Origin of the sequence: Streptomyces sp. NPDC058289, assembly GCF_042880975.1 — a bacterium.
Lineage (GTDB): Bacteria > Actinomycetota > Actinomycetes > Streptomycetales > Streptomycetaceae > Streptomyces > Streptomyces stoeckheimensis.
Map to the genome: position 1 here is coordinate 55,058 of NZ_JBHVYI010000025.1, position 16,625 is coordinate 71,682.

The following is a 16,625-nucleotide window of genomic DNA, read 5'->3' on the forward strand; positions in this document are numbered from 1 at the left end:
TGTCACCGACCCCCCCCCCCCCGAGCGCCACCCCCCCGCCCGCCGCCGGCGCGCCGCCCCCCCCCCCCCAGCCCCGGCCGCGGCCCGGCCGCCGACGGTCGTCTCTCGCCAAGGACCACGACCGCCCCGTCTTCCCTTCGACCAAGGAGTTCTTGTGGATGCTGCAACGTTCGCCGCTGTGTTCGTCGCTCTGTACGTCGCTCACAGCGTGGGCGACCACTGGGTGCAGACCTCCCGGCAGTCGGCCGACAAAGGCAAGTCCGGTTGGACCGGTCGCCTAGCCGACGCCCGCCACGTCGCAACCCTGACCGCCACCAAGCTCGCGTTGCTCCTCCCCGTCGCACTGTTGCTGGGTCTGGACCTCTCGGCCCTCGGCCTGGCGATCGGGCTGGGTGTGGATGCGGCAACGCACTGGTGGGCGGACCGCCGAACCACCCTGGCTCGCCTCGCCAAGGCCCTCGGCCTCGCGGACTTCTACGCGCTGGGCACCGGGGCGCACCCGGTTCACCCGGTCACCGCCGAGGGCAAGCCCGCGGCACACCTCGGCACCGGCGCCTACGCCCTGGATCAGTCCTTCCACCACCTGTGGCTGCTGGTCGCCGCGCTCCTCATCACCACCGTCTGACCCGCTCCACTCCGGGCGGTCGCCTCTCGCCAAAAGACCGCGACCGCCCCACCGTCCCTTCGACTTCAGGAGAGAGCACCATGCGTACCTACATCGGAACCCGTGAAGCCCTCAGCACCGACGAGTTCATCGAACTCGCCCTCGGCACCCCCATCGAGCTGTGGCTCGGCGTGGAGGGCGAGAGTGCCGAGGAGCGTGCGGCCCGCCTGGATGCGGCCCGCGACATCCTCGCCGACTACCCGAACCTCCCGGACGACATCAGCCAGGTCGCCGCCCAGGTGATCGAGGCCCACGCCCCCGAGCTGTTCAACGTCGTCCCGCTCGCACCCCGCCCCGCCAGCCGCCGGCGCACCGGCAAGGGCCGGGTAGCGGCATGAACTCGACCGCACCTCAGCCGGAGCACCTGCTCGACCACAAGGGCGAGCCGCTGGCGACCGTATCCATGCACTCCCTGCCCTACGAGCAGGTGCGCTTGGGCCTGGCCTTCCACGAGGCGGGCCACGCGGCTCTGTCCATGGCCTACGGCATGCAGATCATCGACACTCAGGTCGTCGCATGGCAGTCCGCCGACGGAACTATCTCGGTCACGGGGAACACCCGGCACGTCGCCGTTGACGTTTCGCCCTGGCGGTACGCGGCCCAGTGTGCCGCAGGGGAACTGGCCCACGTCCGCTACCTGAAGCAGACCGGGCTGTGGACACCGGAGCTGGAAGCGGGCTGCGAGGCACGCCACGACCGCGAGCTGGCCATCGACGCCCTGGCCCAGTTCGGCTACCGACTCGGCCGCGGCCACACCCCGCCGGGCGGGAAGTCCTGGTCCCACATCCGGCGCGTGGCCGATCGCACGGTGGCGCTGCTGTGGCCGCACATCACCACCGTCGCCCACGCCATGGACCGGCAGGCGCTGCTGACCGGCGACGAGATCGCGCAACTGACCGGCCTGACCAACCCCGACCTCGGGGGGGCCCAGTGACCGCCCCGGCCACGGCGCCGGCGCGGATGAAGCGGTGGCCGCGAGTCCTCCTCGTGGCAGCCCTGGTCGGCGTGGTCGCCATGGCCTTCCGCGTCTCCTGGAACGCTCAGCACGACGTCGCCAAGGCCGTCGGCGCCGACGGCACGGCCGCCCTGCTCTACCCGTTCGTGGTCGACGGCCTGATGGCCCTGGCCCTGGTCGCCACCCTCGTACTCACCGGCAAGGACAAGACGTTCGCCCTGCGGGTGCTGGCTGGGTACACGATCGCCTCACTGGTCCTCAACTATGTGCACGGACTCGTTCCTGAGCTGCACGGCGGTGGACGGGTGCAGTTGGCCGACTGGGACCCCGCCAACTGGGTCCTCGTGCTGCTGGCGACCTCGCTCCCGGTCGGGTCCATCTTCTTCGGCTCCGACCTCGTTGCGAAAGTCTTGCACCACCGATTGGCCCGGATCGCAGATCAGGATGAATCAGATCAGCCCACCGTAAATCGGTTGGGGTCTGACCTGCACGAGTCGACCCCCGCAGCCCCGAGTGCGGTGACCGAACTCCCCGCCATCGAGGCGGCCGACCCAGTGCCGGTCGAGCTGTCACAGTCGGCCCCGGCCCTGGCCGTCGCCGCCGTGCAGCACGCCCCGCGTCGGGCGACCGGCCGGGTCCCGGAGTCGGCCCGCACACCCCGACCGACCCGCACCCCGGACCAACTCCTCAGCGAGGCCCGGTCGGCTACAGCCGACTGGCCGGACGCCGAGCTGACAGCGGAGGCGATCCGCAAGGCCGTCCGCACCTCGTCGGCCAACGGCCGCACCCTGCGCGACACCCTCAAGGCCGAGCGCGCCGATCAGGCGACTGCCGTCGCGGCGGTGGCCGGATGAGCCTGACGTTCGCCCGCTGCTTCGACCCGACCGGGGCCGCCCACGGGATACCCACATTCCCCTGGCGCCTGGCCCCGGACGGTCTCGCAACCCGCCGCCAGCTCCGAGCCCTCGGGCTCCGTCCCGGCGGCCAGGACATCGCCGGTCAGGTGCTCCGCCCGCGCTTCCGGCGCGGCCCGCTGACCGCGTTCCTCTACCGCGTCGACCGGGCCAAGCCCGTACGGCCGATGACCCCGGCCAAGACCGCCGCGCTGGCCAAGGCCAACACCGCCCGCCGTACCTGCCCCGAATGCCGGCGCGATGCCGGATACGTCATCCCCGCCCAGCTCGGCGTGTGCATCCCCTGCGCCTACCCCGAAGGAGTCGAACCGTCGTGACCGAGACCACCCCGTTCCCGCACGCCGAGGGCCCGGACGAGCACACGGCCAAGGTGATGCCCTTCCCCAAGAAGACCCCCCCCGGACCCGACGCCCCCGGCGTGGGCGAGGTCCTGCCCGGTGAGTGGCAGGCCGAACTCCCCGACACCGACGACTCGCACGACATCGCCGACGGAGCCCCGGTCGACCCGCCCCGCCAGGTGTACCCGCCGTCGGTCGCGGAGTGGATGCAGGCCCACGACAAGACCCGTCAGCCGGTCCTGCCCGACTGGGTCAAACTCCCCGACCAGCGGACCGCCGTCCGCCGCTGGGCCGTCCGCCACTACTCCACCCTCGTCGGCTACCACGCACTCCGACTCCCGGTCGTCTACACGCCGAAGATCCTGGCCTACGCCCCCCGCGGGGCCTGGCGCTGGTCGGCCGCGGCCGGCCGCTGGGTGTTCGACGCCGAGGGCAAGAACCTCCGCCTCGCCGCCGTGCGCGCCGAGGACGCGGGGGAGTACCTGAGCCTGTCCCGGCAGCGCAACGACCGCGTCCGCCTGCGCGGCATCGTCGCCGCGGTCGCCGGGTTCGTCGGCCTGGCCGCCGCCCTGACCGTCTACGTCATGGCCCCGTCGTGGATGCTCATGCTCTCCATCGCCGCACTGACCACCACGCTCGGAGTGGTCGGGGCCCCGGCGGACAAGCCGCTCATCGACCGGGCCAAGGTCACCTTCCGCAAGCGCCGCCTGTCCTCCGACATCATCACCCGCGCCTTCGCCGCCGCCGGCCTTACCGTCAAGGACCAGGGCATCGCCTTCCCCCGCCCGATCGGCCGCGACGGCGACGGATGGCGGGTCGTCGTCGACCTCCCCTACGGCAAGACGTTCGAGGACGCGCTCAAGAAGCACGTGCCGCTCGCCTCGGGCATCGACATCTCACCCACCCAGCTCTTCCTGGACCGCGACGAGACCAGCGCCCGCCGGGTCTCGATGTGGATCGCCGACCGCGACCCGCTCGCCGTCCCCGCCGGCCGCACCCCGCTCCTCGGTGCAACGAGGGTGGACTTCTGGAAGCCGTTCCCATGGGGCGTGGACGAGCGCGGCAACCCGGTCATGGCCAGCATGCTGTGGCTGTCCCTCCTGGTCGGAGCCGTCCCCCGCCAGGGCAAGACGTTCTCCGCCCGCTCCATCGTCCTGGCCGCCGCCTTGGACCCGTACGTGCGGATCATCCTGTTCGACGGGAAGGCCTCCCCGGACTGGCGGTCCTTCTCCAAGGTCGCGCACCGGATCGGGTTCGGCATCGTGCCCCGCAACGGCTTCGACCCCGTAGAACACCTCATCAACGCGCTGATGGAGCTGAAAGCGGACGTCGAGGACCGTTACCACCGCCTCTCCGAACTGCCGCTGCACATCTGCCCTGAGGGCAAGCTCACCCCGGAACTGTCCCGGGACAAGAAGCTGAACATGCCGCTCACCCTCGTGGTGCTGGATGAGGTGCAGGAGTACCTGCAGCACCCCGTCCACGGCAGGACGATCCTTGACCTGCTGGTCTACCTCGCCCGTGTCGCGCCGGCCGTCGGGGTCTCGGTCATGAACTCCACCCAGAAGCCCGACGACCAGGCCTGCCCGTCCGTGCTCCGTGACCAGCACCAGGCCCGGTTCTCGCTGCGGGTCGGCTCCTGGCAGGTGTCCGACGTCGTCCTCGGCGCAGGTTCCTACTCGGAGGGTTTGGACGCCTCCCGCCTCCTGAAGTCCCACAAGGGCGTCGGCCTCCTCAAGGGCATGAGCGACGACTCCGGAATCGTGCGCACCTACCTCGCCGACGGCCGCGACGCCGACAGCATCCTCGTCCGCGCCCGCGCCCTGCGCGAGGAGGAAGGCACCCTGACCGGCGACGCGATCGGCGAGGTCCCCGCGGCTCGCAGCGCGGACGCGATCCTGGACGACATCGCCACCGTCCTTGGCCGTTCCGAGGACAAGGTGTGGTCCGAGGTCATCGTGGACCGCCTCGCCGAACTCGACCCCGGCGCCTACGGGCCGTGGGCCGAGCTGGAGGGCCGCGCGAAGGCCGACCAGCTCGGCACCGTCCTCAAGCCGTTCGGCATCAAGACCGACCAGGTATGGGGCAAGACCGAGACCGGCAAGGGCGCCAACCGGCGCGGCATCGAGCGCCAGCACATCATCGACGCCATCACCAAACGTGACAAGAACCGGGCCGCGAAGTAGCCCCGAAGGCCGCTAGGTCTAGCAACCCACGTCGCTAGACCTAGCAACCTCGCTAGCGACCAAAGCCGCACCTGATCAGGTCGCTAGCGTCTAGCGGCCCACCTGCGAAAACCCCGAAAATCCGCCCAGGAGGGCCTCGATGAGCCTTGCCCTGCTCGCTAGCGCCTGCCTACTCGCCGTCACTCTTGGTTACGGCGTCCGGTGCTGGCTCTCCCCGTTCGGCACCTGCCGCAAGTGCGACGGCGTCGGCCAACTCCTCAAGTTCGACCGCAAGGGACGACCCAAGCGCGGCAAGGTCTGCCGCCGCTGCCACGGCCACGGCATACGCGTCCGCGTCGGCCGCCGCCTCCACAACCGCGCCGCCCGCATCCACCGCGCCGGCACCCGCTAACCCCAAGGGAGGACCCGTCATGGCCCGTGAAAAGTTCGCGCTCACCGACAAGGACCCGCACAGCCTCGGAGAACTCGCCCGCGTCGTCTACCTCGGCGCCAAGGCCGTCCGCCGCCAGCAGCGCGGCAAGTCCACCAAGCGCATCGAGAACGAGATCGACCGCATCCGCGAGGTCGCCCAGGCCCGCGAAGACGCCCGCGCCAACCGCCGCAAGTAGAACCCCTCAACCCCGAGCAAGGAGGCCTCCTTGGCCGTCACCATCACCCTCGTCGCCCTCTTCGGGCTCCTCCTCGCGCTCCTCCTGCGCTCCAAGACCCTCGGCGTCGGCTCCGCCTTCGTCGCCGTGATGTTCGGCTTCTACCTCGCCTCCACCGGCGCCGCCCCCGCCGTCACCGAAGTCATCAACTCCCTCATCAACGCCATACCCGACCTGTAGGAGGCACCCCTTGAACCACCACGACCCGACCCGCTGGGAGACCGCCACCAAGGTTCACCGGCCGGTCCCCATGGCCCCGGCGCCGCTGGTGGTCCAGCAGCCGCACCCGCTGCCGGACGTGCAGACGATCCAGCTTCCGGACGGCCGCATCATCACCGGCTACGCCATCGCCCCCACGAAGGCCCCCGAGCCCGTCGCGGAGCGGCCGGCCGTCAACCCGCTCGCCGTCAACATCGCCCTCGGCGGCATCGGCTTCGCGGCGGCCTGCGGCGGGCTGATGCTCCTGACCACCTTCATCGCCGCCGTCGCCGCGCTGATCCAGCAGCTCGTCATCCTGGCCGCCGTCATCTTCGGCGGATGGATCGCCACCCAGGTCCTCGGCAACAACCACGGCCGCACCGGCGGGACGGTCGTCAACATCCGCCGGGCCGTCTTCAAGCGCAACCACTTCCACGGCTGAAGGAGCCCTCCATGAGCCCCACCCTGAGCGCGACCCAGCACCCCACGCTCTACACGCAGGTGGACGGCGTGCGGTACCGGCCCGAGCCCATGAGCGTGATCGGGGTCCTGTCCCACATCAGCGGCGCACGCGAGAGCGTCCAGAACGTGGACGCCGTGAACGTCTACGCCTTCACCAGCCGTGACGGCATCCCGCTCCACGTCGTCTACATCCACCACACCGCGGGCCGCTGGCACGGCGTGAAGGACGTCATCGACGTCTACGAGATCCCCACGGCCGCGCTCACCGACCTGTAGCTGTGCCCGGGGCGGTCGCCTCTCGCCAAAGACCGCGACCGCCCCGGCTCTCCGTCCCTTCGACAGAAACAGGAGAACCCGCATGAGCCCTCCCTCTGGGCTGCGGCTCGGGTCGCTGTGCACCGGATACGGCGGCTTGGACATGGCAGTACAGCAGGTGTTCGGCGGATCGCTCGCGTGGGTTGCGGACAACGATCCCGGAGCCGCCCGCATCCTTGCTCACCACCACCCGAGGGTGCCCAACCTGGGCGACATCACGGCCACGGACTGGACGGCGGTGCCGCCGGTCGACGTCGTCCTCGGCGGCTACCCATGCCAGCCGTTCAGCACCGCCGGCAAGCGGAAGGGAACCGAAGATGCCCGGCACATCTGGCCCCACATCGCCCACGCCCTTGGCGTTCTACGACCCCGACTCGCGGTCTTTGAGAACGTCGCAGGGCACCTTCGACTGGGATTCGACACCGTCCTCGCCGACCTTGCCCGCCTCGGGTTCGATGCGGAGTGGTGCCTTGTACGCGCATCGGAGGCCGGCGCTCCCCACGCCCGACAACGGCTTTTCATCCTCGCCGCTGCTGCCGACTCCGCGGACCTCGGACACGAACGGAGCTGGGGCACACGGCGACGGGGGGCTGGACCTGCGGACCACGGTGAACCTGCTGCCGACACCCAACGCCTCGTTTCCCGGAACCACGGCGAATTACCGGCCCGACGGAACGCCTTACGGGACCGGGTACGGCATGACGCTCCTCGATGCAGCACGCCTCCTCCTGCCGACACCAACGGCATCGGACGGGGAGCGAACCAGCCCGACCTACGGGCGGGGCAACCCGACGCTGACTGGGATCGTTTCGCACCCGCCATACATCGATGGGAAAGCATCCTCGGACGACGTGCCCCCTGGGCAACTGACGATCGCCATCGACTAAGCCCCGCCTTCGTCGAATGGCTCATGGGGCTGCCCACCGGCCACGTCACCGACGTACCGGGGCTGTCCCGCACCGCCCAGCTCAAGGCACTCGGCAACGGGGTGGTCCCGCAACAGGCCGCCCAAGCCCTCCACGCCCTACTCCGGCAGACCGGGGCGACAGAGCACGCCACCGCCGCCTAGATATGCCCGAGGCGGTCGCCTCTCGCCAAAGACCGCGACCGCCCCGGCTCTCCGTCCCTTCGACAGAAACAGGAGAACCCCAGCATGACCCACCCCATCGACATTCCGCGAGAGACCACCGTCCGGCCCCCTCACCTGCCGGCGCCGTGCGCCGGGTACGGCGGCGTCAGGAGCGCGACATGAGCGTGCCGACGAACGCACGAGGACACCTGCGTACGGCGCTCTGGCTCGCGGAGATCGGCCTGCCCGTGCTGCCGCTGCGGAAGGGGAAGGAGCCGTTCGGGAACTGCCCGGCCTGCACCCGCTCGGCGTGCGGGGACCGACCCCACATGAAGGCTGCCGGGCCCTGCCGGTGCCCGGCTCCCTGCCACGCCTGGGGCGCCGCCACCACCTACCCGGACATCCTCACCGGCCCGGCCTGGGCCCGCGCCTGGCGTCAGGCCGAGGCCGTCGCCTACCACCCCGGCGGTGCCGATCTGACCGTCGTGGACCTAGACGACACTCAAGCCGTCGCCTGGGCGCGCCAGACCCTTCCCGCCACCACGGTCGTGCCGACGACGCGGGGCGAGCACTGGATCTACCGGGGCGCCATGCAGTCGAAGAACGGGGTCCGCCCCGGGGTCGACGTGAAGTCCACGATGTCCTACGTCCGCTGGCGCGGCCCCGGCGCCGGAGCGATGGCCGCGCTGGCGGACGTCGTGCGTGCGCTCGTGGTCAAGGACCCCTCCGCAAGGCAGGCCCGCCACGTCATCGTGGCCGTGCCGGCCGGGGGCGGGCAGTGCCCGCACCGCTCGCCCGTCTACCTGGAACGGGGCATCGCCATGGCAGAGCAACGCATCACCGCGGCGACCGAAGCCATCCACACGACCGTGTACCGGACGTTCCTCGCCGTGCTGTCCGCCCACGGCCGGTGCGGATGCCTGACCGAAGCCCACACCGGACGGCTGTTCACCGCCGCGCAAGGCAAGGGCGAATCCGTCCGGCACTGCGAGGACGCCTGGACCAACGCCCGCACCGCATTGGGGATGTGACCGTGCCCGAGGACGAGAAGAACCCGGCACGGCAGATCATCACCGACTACGCGCAGGACCACTTCCGGTACTTCCGCACCACCGAAGGCACCGTGTACGCGCAGAGAAACGGCCACCCCGTCGCACGGCCGATCCGCTCCCAGGGCACGACCGGCAGCCACCGCCAGGAACTCATGGTCGGCCTCTACAACGACGGGATCGGCTCCTTCAACGGCACCGCACTCAAGGAGGCATTGGATTTGATCGAAGCACTGGCCCTCAGCCAGGACGTCCAGGCCACCCACATCCGGGTCGCCCCGGGATTCGACGGCGCGACCTGGCTTGACCTGGGCCGAGACGACGGCCAGTCCGTCCGCATCCACCCCACCGGCTGGGACATCCGCGTCCCCGACCCGCGCGAGGTGTGCTGGCGCCGCACCCAACTCACCGGCGAACTGCCCCTTCCCGAGCGGGACACCGACGGGAAGGGGATCGATGCTCTGCTGCGGCTGTGCAACTTCGCCGGGGCGGAGAGCGAGTGCCTGGCCGTCGCCTGGGTGATCGGCTGCCTGGAGCCGTCCGTGCCCGTCCCCGCGCCGTTCCTCACCGGCCCCCAGGGCGCGGGGAAGTCCACCGCGGCTCGCATGCTGATGCGGATCGTGGAGGGCATGACCAGCGACCTGCGCCGGGCCCCGAAGGACGAGGAGAACCTGATCACGGCCGTGGCCGCAGGATGGATCACGGCCCTGGACAACCTCTCGCACCTGCCGCCGGACCTGTCCGACCTGATGTGCTGCATCGTGACCGGGGCCGAGAGCATCAAGCGGGCGCTGTTCAGCGACGGCGACGTCTACCGCTCCCGCTACCGCCGGCCCCTGCTGCTGACCGGCATCGACGTGGGCGTTATCCGTCCCGACCTCGCCGAACGCCTCTTGCCCCTGCGCTTGGTGCGGCCCCGCGTTCGGCGGACCGAGGCGGAGCTGTGGGCGGAGTACGCGCAGGTACTGCCGGTCATCCTCGGCTCCCTCCTGGACCTCACCGTCAAAGTCCGGGCCGCCGACGCCGACATCCCCACCGACCTGCGCATGGCCGACTTCGCCCACCTGTGCGCGCAGCTCGACGCCGCGAGCGGCTTCGGGTCCCTCAACGCCTACCGGGCGGGCCTGGACGAACTCAACGACGACGTGATCGAGGGTGACCTCATGGCGCAGGCCGTTCTCAAGCAAGCCGCCGGCGCCGAGCCGGGCGAGGAGGTCCGGATGACGTCGGCGGAGTGGCTGCACGCCGTCACCCAGCTCTACGCGGGCGAGGACTTCCGGCCCCTGCCCAAGGGGTGGCCCACCACCGGCAAGGTCTTCTCCGACCGCCTCAAGCGCCTCCAGCCCACCCTCGCCGCACGCGGTGTGCTGGTCGACTGGGGGCGCACCAAAGCGGCCCGCTACATCGCGATGACCCGACCCGCCCCCGAGCCTCCGGGCCACCAGCAAGAGGCGTTCTGACCCGCGCCCTGTGGGCCGCACCCGTACAAGCAAGAGGAGCACGCCTCGCCGGGTGGGGTGCTCCTCTTGCCTGTCCGGCGGCTTGCCGCCGCCGCAAGGGTCGCGCCGCGAAGCGGCCCCTCCTTCGTCTTGAGCAGAGCGCACCACAACAGAAACCACCCCCCTCTTTTTCCTAAGAGAAGAGATCCTGCGTCACCCGCGTCACCAGAAGCCCCTAAACGACCTGTGATCTGCGAATACGCGGGTGACGCAGACGGCCAACGGCTGCGTCATCCTGCGTCACCTGCGTCACCTCCTCCGACACCCAAAGACGCACGGTGACGCAGCCGGTGACACACGAGCCCTCACTGCGTCACCACAAAACCGCAGGTCAGAGCGGTAAATGACGCAGATGACGCGGTGACGCAGAAATCCCGGGCTCGGACACCACGCCACGACCCCTGCCAAGGAGCGTGCTCATGCACGAGGTTCATGTCGCCCCGACTCACTCCGCAGACCTATCGCTCGTTCTTCTGACCGTCGAAGAGGCAGCCCGCCGACTCTCCATCGGCCGGACCACGTGCTTTCACCTCATCGGCTCCGGACAGCTGGAGTCCGTGCCCATCGGTCGGCTTCGCCGCGTGCCGGCGGAAGCCGTGACCGACTTCCTCGCACGGCTCCGTGAAGCGCACCGCCCTACCTCCACCGCTGCCTGAAGGGGCTGCCCATGACAGAGAACAAGCGGACCCGCCAGCCCAACGGCCGCAGCTCCATCTATTTCGGGAAGGACGGAAAGTGGCACGGCCGTGTCACCGTCGGTGTGCGCGACGACGGTGCACCTGACCGGCGCCACGTCGAGCGTAAGACCCGTGCCGAGGTCACGGCCGCCGTACGGGAACTGGAGAAGGACCGGGAGGCCAAGACCGTGCGCAAGCCGGGCAAGGCCATGACCGTCAAGGCCTGGCTAACGCACTGGATCGAGAACGTCGCGCCCCTCGTCGTCAACGACAACACGATGGTTGGGTACGGCGTTGCCGTGCGGAAGCACCTCATCCCTGGACTCGGAGCGCACCGTCTCGACAGGCTCAAGCCCGAGCACATCGAGACCTTCTACACGAAGATGCAGGCCAGCGGCAGCAAGCCCGCGACCGCTCACCAGGTACACCGCACCTTCCGCACCGCGCTCAACGAGGCAGTGCGCCGCGGCCACCTCGGGAAGAACCCGGTCCAGTTGGCCAAGGCGCCGAAGACCGGCGACTACGAGGCGGAGCCCTACACAGTCAAAGAGGTGCAGCGGCTGCTGGAGGCCTCTGGCCGGCAGCGGAATTCGGCGCGCTGGGCCGTCGCGCTCGCCCTCGGGCTGCGTCAGGGGGAGGTGCTGGCCCTGAAGTGGGAGGACGTGGACCTTGAGGGTGGGTTTCTCGTGGTCCGCCGGAGTCGCCACCGCCCGCAGTATGCGCACGGGTGCAGCGACCCCTGCGGACGGAAGGCCGGGTACTGCCCGGAGAGGCGGCGCAGCAACCCGGAGACCTCCGTCACCAAGTCGCGTGCCGGCCGTCGCGCGGTCGGTCTCCCGGAGCAGCTCGTCGACCTGTTGCGCGCCCACCGCAAGGTCCAGGAGGAGGAGCGGCAGGCCGTGGGGAAGCGCTGGGTAGAAGGGGACTGGGTGTTCCCCGACGAGCACGGGCGCAGCCCTTCGCACCGTAGGGACTGGGCCGAGTGGAAGGCGCTGCTCGTCGAAGCGAAGGTTCGTGACGGGCGCCTGCACGACGCCAGGCACACGGCCGCCACGGTGCTGCTTATCCTCGGCGTCCCCGAGCGGGCCGTCATGGGCCTCATGGGCTGGTCGACCACGGCCATGGCCGCGCGGTACCAGCACATGGTCGACGCGGTACGGACCGACGTCGCGCGGCAGGTCGACGGGCTGATCTGGAAGGCCGCGGCGGATGGGCCGGACGAGGGCGACGACGGTGCGGCCGACGTGCTCGTACCGGCGAAGTGAGACGGGAACTGAGACGAACAGCCGAATGGGCGGCACCCCGTGTGGGGTGCCGCCCATTCGTTATGGCTGGTCGGGCCATCAGAAGCCGTGACCGGAATCGAACCGGCGTAACTCGCTTTGCAGGCGAGTCCCTCAACCACTCGGGCACACGGCTGGGTGGTGGTGATGGGTATGACCGTACGAGGGCGGGAGCGGGCGGGGAAGGGAATCGCGGGGCGTGCAATGTGACTGCCATGCCGCGTTCACAGAGGGGAGGGTGGAGGGCCCGCGGGACCTTTGGCCTAGGGCTGGAGGCGGGGGCGGGATCCGCCGTAATGACAGGGTCGAAAGGTCGGTACGAGCCTTACTCTGGGGCGATGAGCGTCCTCCCGAAGCGAACCACCGCACCCGCCCCGATACCCGACCACCCAGAGGGCGGGATCCTCGGTCCCGCGTACCGGACGCTCAGCATCGGGATCATCTCCGTCATCTTCCTGATCGCCTTCGAGGCGACCGCCGTCGGGACCGCCATGCCCGTGGCCGCCCGGGAGCTGGACGGGATCGCGCTCTACGCCTTCGCCTTCTCCGCCTACTTCACGACCAGCCTCTTCGGCATGGTGCTCTCCGGGCAGTGGGCCGACCGGCAGGGGCCGCTGCGGCCGCTGACCGTGGGCATCTGTTCCTTCGCCGCCGGGCTGGTGTGTTCCGGGACCGCCGGGGCGATGTGGATGTTCGTGCTCGGTCGGGCCGTGCAGGGGTTCGGGGGCGGGCTGGTCATCGTTGCGCTCTACGTGGTCGTCAGCCGGGCCTACGAGGAGCGGCTGCGGCCCGCGATCATGGCGGCCTTCGCCGCGAGCTGGGTCGTGCCCTCGATCGTCGGGCCGTTGGCGGCGGGGACGGTGACCGAGCACCTCGGGTGGCGCTGGGTCTTCCTCGGGATACCCGCGCTGGTCTTCGTACCGCTCGCGGTGGCGCTGCCGGCGATACGGCGGAGCGCCTCCGGGCCGGTGGACCCCGGGGCTCCGCCCGTGGCGTTCGACCGGCGGCGGATCCGGCTGGCGCTGGGGATCTCGGTCGGTGCGGGGCTGCTGCAGTACGCCGCGCAGGATGTGAGGTGGCTGTCGTTGCTGCCGGGGCTCGCGGGGGCGGCCCTGCTGGTGCCCGCGGTGCTGGGGCTGCTGCCGCGCGGGACCTACCTGGCGCGGCGCGGGCTGCCGTCGGTGGTGCTGCTGCGGGGCGTGGCGGCGGGGTCGTTCATCGCGGCGGAGAGCTTCGTACCGCTGATGCTGGTCACCCAGCGGGGGCTGAGCCCGACGATGGCCGGCTTCTCGCTCGCCCTGGGCGGGGTGACGTGGGCGGCCGGCTCGTGGGTGCAGTCGCAGGGGCGGGTGGCGCCGTACCGGGAACGGCTGATGGTGCTGGGCATGATCATGGTCGCCGCGGCGATCGCCGGGGTGCCGGCGGTGCTCGTGGAGTGGGTGCCGGTGTGGATCCTGGCGCTGGTGTGGGCGATGGGATGTCTGGGGATGGGGCTCGTCATCGGCTCCACGAGCGTGCTGCTGCTGAAGCTGTCGGCGCCGGAGGAGGCGGGGGCGAACTCCGCCTCGCTGCAGATCTCCGACGCGCTGGCGAACGTGGTGCTGCTTGCTGCCGGGGGCGCGGCGTTCGCTGCGCTGGGCGGGGGAGCGGTGGGTGCGGTGCACTCCGTGGCGGAGGGGGCCGGGGCTTCGCACCCCGGTGCGTTCGTGGTGGTGTTCCTGCCGATGGCCTGCGTGGCGCTGGTGGGGGCGTGGGTCGCCACCCGGCTGGATGTGGAGCCCCGACGCGGCTGAGCCCCCTTCGCCGGGCGCGGCACCGTCGCCGGGGGTCTGCCCCCGGGCCCCGGCGCCTCAAGCGCCGGCGGGGCTGGATTTGGCTGGTGTCGGCCCTGCGCGTGCGGGCCCTCAAGCGCCGGCGGGCCGCCGCCACCCCCTCAACGGCGTCGATCTCGGTGATGCCGATCAGGATGCCGCGTACGGCCTGGTCATCGATGTGGCGGCGGGCAACGAGGAGGGCATCGGGCGGATCGGGGAGCGGCTGCGCGCCCTCGCCCGGTGAATGTGACGCTCGCCGCACGCGCCGAGGTCACGGGCCTGTCCCTCCGCGAGGGGCGGGCCCGGGCCGGTAAGGTGGCCCGGTTGTCCTACGTACGACTGCCCGTACCGCTGGCCGTACCGATGCCCGGAATGCACGCCCGGAACGGATACGCCGCCGAGAGCCCGAACCGGAGACCGTGACTACTACCGCCTCCCACCACCTCTCACCCGCCTTCCCCGGCCGCGCGCCGTGGGGTACCGCCAGCGCCCTGCGAGCTTGGCAGCAGGGTGCGCTGGACCGGTACCTGGAGACCCAGCCGCGCGACTTCCTCGCCGTCGCCACCCCCGGCGCCGGAAAGACCACCTTCGCGCTGACGCTCGCGTCCTGGCTGCTGCACCACCACGTGGTGCAGCAGGTGACCGTCGTCGCGCCCACCGAGCACCTGAAGAAGCAGTGGGCGGAAGCCGCCGCCCGGATAGGGATCCGGCTGGATCCGGACTACTCCGCGGGGCCGCTCAGCAAGGACTACCACGGGGTCGCCGTCACCTACGCGGGTGTGGGCGTGCGCCCGATGCTGCACCGCAACCGGTGCGAGCAGCGCAAGACCCTGGTGATTCTGGACGAGATCCACCATGCCGGTGACTCGAAGTCCTGGGGCGAGGCCTGCCTGGAGGCGTTCGACCCGGCGACCCGACGGCTCGCCCTCACCGGTACGCCTTTCCGGTCCGATACGAATCCCATTCCTTTCGTGGCTTACGAGGAAGGGAACGACGGAATTCGGCGGTCCTCCGCCGATTACACCTACGGCTACGGGAACGCCTTGGGCGACGGGGTCGTGCGGCCCGTCATCTTCCTCTCCTACAGCGGCAACATGCGCTGGCGCACCAAGGCGGGCGACGAGATCGCCGCGCGCCTCGGCGAGCCGATGACCAAGGACGCCATCTCGCAGGCCTGGCGTACGGCCCTCGACGCGCGCGGCGACTGGATGCCGAACGTGCTGCGCGCCGCCGACCAGCGGCTGACCGAGGTCAGGAAGGGCATCCCGGACGCGGGTGGGCTGGTCATCGCCGCCGATCAGGACTCCGCGCGCGCCTACGCCAAGCTGATTCGGGAGATCACGGGGAGCAAGGCCACCGTCGTGCTGTCCGACGACACCGGCGCCTCGAAGCGGATCGACGAGTTCGCCGCGAGCAACGACCGCTGGATGGTCGCCGTCCGCATGGTGTCCGAGGGCGTCGACGTGCCCCGGCTCGCGGTCGGCGTGTACGCCACCACCATCTCGACCCCGCTGTTCTTCGCGCAGGCCGTCGGCCGCTTCGTGCGCTCGCGCCGGCGCGGCGAGACGGCCTCGGTGTTCCTGCCGACCATTCCCTACCTGCTGGGCTTCGCCAACGAGATGGAAGTCGAGCGCGACCACGTCCTCGACAAGCCGAAGAAGCAGGGCGAGGAAGACCCGTACGCCGACTCCGAGAAGGAGATGGAGGAGGCGAACAAGCAGGAGGACGAGGACACCGGCGACGAGGAGCAGATGTCCTTCGAGGCACTGGAGTCCGACGCCGTCTTCGACCGGGTGCTGTACGACGGCGCCGAGTTCGGCATGCAAGCGCATCCGGGGAGCGAGGAGGAGCAGGACTACCTCGGCATCCCCGGGCTGCTGGAGCCCGACCAGGTGCAGATGCTGCTCCAGAAGCGGCAGTCGCGGCAGATCGCGCACAGCAAGCGCAAGCCCGACTCGGAGGCGGACCTGCTGGAGCTGCCGGCCGACCGGCGCCCGGTGGTCTCCCACAAGGAGCTGCTGGAGCTGCGGAAGTCGCTGAACACGATGGTCGGTGCGTACGTCCACCAGAGCGGCAAACCGCACGGGGTGCTCCACACCGAACTGCGCCGCGTGTGCGGCGGACCGCCGAGCGCGGAAGCCACGGCGGGACAGCTGCGCGAGCGGATCAAGAAGGTCCAGGAGTGGGCCACCCGGATGCGGTGATTTCCTACGGAATCCGGCACGGGGGGCGGGGGAGTTTTGTACGGTCCCCGCCCGCCCGGGCCGTCGTAGCGGTGGCGCCGCACCCGTGGTGGGAGGCCCTGCGGGGCCGCACGGGGCAGCCCGGAAACGGGGGTCGAGGCCGGGGGCCGAAGGTCACGAATTGGCGGCGATGCGCGTTTTCAACCGGCATAAAAGGGCAGTAGGCGCCCGGATTCTGGACGAGCCCTTCCGCTGAGCGAACCCGCTCGCTAGTGTCCCGGCATCGAACGCCCCGTGGCAGCGCCGCCGCGGGAGCGCAGCCGGTGCCATGGCCGCTACCGGCGGCCTCTCCGTGCGTCGCCGAGGGACCGG

Annotated in this window: 20 protein-coding genes, 1 tRNA gene and 1 pseudogene; 21 read left to right on the forward strand and 1 reads right to left on the reverse strand. The window is 70.7% G+C overall.

From position 1 onward, the window contains the following. Positions 1-154: 154 nt before the first annotated feature. The 17 genes and pseudogenes from ACFVX6_RS15405 (at position 155) to ACFVX6_RS15485 (ending at position 12,238) form a co-directional block, all read left to right on the forward strand. The gene (locus ACFVX6_RS15405; RefSeq protein ID WP_389691592.1) at positions 155-625 is read left to right on the forward strand and encodes a transcriptional regulator; all 471 of its coding nucleotides are present in this window, start codon (positions 155-157) and stop codon (positions 623-625) included. 80 nt (positions 626-705) lie between these two features. Beyond that, entirely contained in the window at positions 706-1,002 is a 297-nt protein-coding gene (locus ACFVX6_RS15410) for a hypothetical protein (protein ID WP_389691594.1), read from the forward strand. After that, positions 999-1,598, forward strand: coding sequence for a hypothetical protein (locus tag ACFVX6_RS15415; RefSeq protein ID WP_389691596.1), 600 nt, complete (start codon positions 999-1,001; stop codon positions 1,596-1,598). Before ACFVX6_RS15410 ends, ACFVX6_RS15415 begins: the two co-directional genes overlap by 4 nt. Before the next feature lie 26 nt (positions 1,599-1,624). Further along, positions 1,625-2,473: a DUF2637 domain-containing protein gene (locus ACFVX6_RS15420; protein ID WP_389691671.1), complete on the forward strand. Its 849-nt coding sequence runs from the start codon at positions 1,625-1,627 to the stop codon at positions 2,471-2,473. Continuing rightward, positions 2,470-2,850, forward strand: a complete 381-nt coding sequence (locus tag ACFVX6_RS15425) for an RRQRL motif-containing zinc-binding protein (protein ID WP_389691598.1) — start codon at positions 2,470-2,472, stop codon at positions 2,848-2,850. Before ACFVX6_RS15420 ends, ACFVX6_RS15425 begins: the two co-directional genes overlap by 4 nt. After that, positions 2,847-5,057: a cell division protein FtsK gene (locus ACFVX6_RS15430; RefSeq protein WP_389691600.1), complete on the forward strand. Its 2,211-nt coding sequence runs from the start codon at positions 2,847-2,849 to the stop codon at positions 5,055-5,057. The genes ACFVX6_RS15425 and ACFVX6_RS15430 overlap by 4 nt, the downstream gene beginning before the upstream one ends. A gap of 139 nt (positions 5,058-5,196) precedes the next feature. Beyond that, a complete protein-coding gene (locus tag ACFVX6_RS15435; RefSeq protein WP_389691602.1) occupies positions 5,197-5,448 on the forward strand; it encodes a hypothetical protein in 252 nt (83 codons plus the stop codon). A 19-nt stretch (positions 5,449-5,467) separates the two neighbouring features. After that, positions 5,468-5,665: a hypothetical protein gene (locus ACFVX6_RS15440; protein ID WP_389691604.1), complete on the forward strand. Its 198-nt coding sequence runs from the start codon at positions 5,468-5,470 to the stop codon at positions 5,663-5,665. A gap of 30 nt (positions 5,666-5,695) precedes the next feature. Beyond that, positions 5,696-5,884, forward strand: coding sequence for a hypothetical protein (locus tag ACFVX6_RS15445; protein WP_271244202.1), 189 nt, complete (start codon positions 5,696-5,698; stop codon positions 5,882-5,884). A gap of 10 nt (positions 5,885-5,894) precedes the next feature. Further along, on the forward strand, positions 5,895-6,344 hold the full coding sequence (locus ACFVX6_RS15450) for a hypothetical protein (RefSeq protein WP_389691606.1): 450 nt from the start codon (positions 5,895-5,897) through the stop codon (positions 6,342-6,344). 11 nt (positions 6,345-6,355) lie between these two features. After that, positions 6,356-6,640: a hypothetical protein gene (locus ACFVX6_RS15455; protein WP_389691608.1), complete on the forward strand. Its 285-nt coding sequence runs from the start codon at positions 6,356-6,358 to the stop codon at positions 6,638-6,640. A gap of 82 nt (positions 6,641-6,722) precedes the next feature. Further along, a pseudogene (locus tag ACFVX6_RS15460) lies at positions 6,723-7,418 on the forward strand (DNA cytosine methyltransferase); the annotation flags it as partial. A gap of 171 nt (positions 7,419-7,589) precedes the next feature. Next, positions 7,590-7,748: a hypothetical protein gene (locus ACFVX6_RS15465; protein ID WP_389691675.1), complete on the forward strand. Its 159-nt coding sequence runs from the start codon at positions 7,590-7,592 to the stop codon at positions 7,746-7,748. A gap of 179 nt (positions 7,749-7,927) precedes the next feature. Beyond that, positions 7,928-8,779: a bifunctional DNA primase/polymerase gene (locus ACFVX6_RS15470; protein ID WP_389691610.1), complete on the forward strand. Its 852-nt coding sequence runs from the start codon at positions 7,928-7,930 to the stop codon at positions 8,777-8,779. 2 nt (positions 8,780-8,781) lie between these two features. Continuing rightward, positions 8,782-10,257 carry an ATP-binding protein gene (locus tag ACFVX6_RS15475; protein WP_389691612.1) on the forward strand — a complete coding sequence of 492 codons (1,476 nt, stop codon included), beginning with the start codon at positions 8,782-8,784 and terminating at the stop codon, positions 10,255-10,257. Positions 10,258-10,715: 458 nt separating this feature from the next. Further along, entirely contained in the window at positions 10,716-10,952 is a 237-nt protein-coding gene (locus tag ACFVX6_RS15480) for an excisionase family DNA-binding protein (RefSeq protein WP_389691614.1), read from the forward strand. 11 nt (positions 10,953-10,963) lie between these two features. Beyond that, entirely contained in the window at positions 10,964-12,238 is a 1,275-nt protein-coding gene (locus ACFVX6_RS15485) for a tyrosine-type recombinase/integrase (RefSeq protein WP_389691616.1), read from the forward strand. 82 nt (positions 12,239-12,320) lie between these two features. Here the strand turns inward: ACFVX6_RS15485 and ACFVX6_RS15490 are convergent. Beyond that, positions 12,321-12,392 (reverse strand) — tRNA-Cys (locus tag ACFVX6_RS15490). A gap of 202 nt (positions 12,393-12,594) precedes the next feature. Between ACFVX6_RS15490 and ACFVX6_RS15495 the strand changes: the two genes are divergently transcribed. The 4 genes from ACFVX6_RS15495 to ACFVX6_RS15510 all read left to right on the forward strand — a co-directional run bounded on the left by ACFVX6_RS15495 (position 12,595) and on the right by ACFVX6_RS15510 (position 16,274). Then, positions 12,595-14,049 carry an MFS transporter gene (locus ACFVX6_RS15495; RefSeq protein WP_389691618.1) on the forward strand — a complete coding sequence of 485 codons (1,455 nt, stop codon included), beginning with the start codon at positions 12,595-12,597 and terminating at the stop codon, positions 14,047-14,049. A 79-nt stretch (positions 14,050-14,128) separates the two neighbouring features. After that, positions 14,129-14,314 carry a hypothetical protein gene (locus ACFVX6_RS15500; RefSeq protein ID WP_389691620.1) on the forward strand — a complete coding sequence of 62 codons (186 nt, stop codon included), beginning with the start codon at positions 14,129-14,131 and terminating at the stop codon, positions 14,312-14,314. Further along, positions 14,311-14,493 (forward strand): hypothetical protein, encoded by a 183-nt coding sequence (locus ACFVX6_RS15505; protein WP_389691622.1) that lies wholly within the window; start codon positions 14,311-14,313, stop codon positions 14,491-14,493. The genes ACFVX6_RS15500 and ACFVX6_RS15505 overlap by 4 nt, the downstream gene beginning before the upstream one ends. After that, entirely contained in the window at positions 14,490-16,274 is a 1,785-nt protein-coding gene (locus tag ACFVX6_RS15510) for a DEAD/DEAH box helicase (RefSeq protein WP_266877913.1), read from the forward strand. The genes ACFVX6_RS15505 and ACFVX6_RS15510 overlap by 4 nt, the downstream gene beginning before the upstream one ends. Positions 16,275-16,625: the final 351 nt, after the last annotated feature.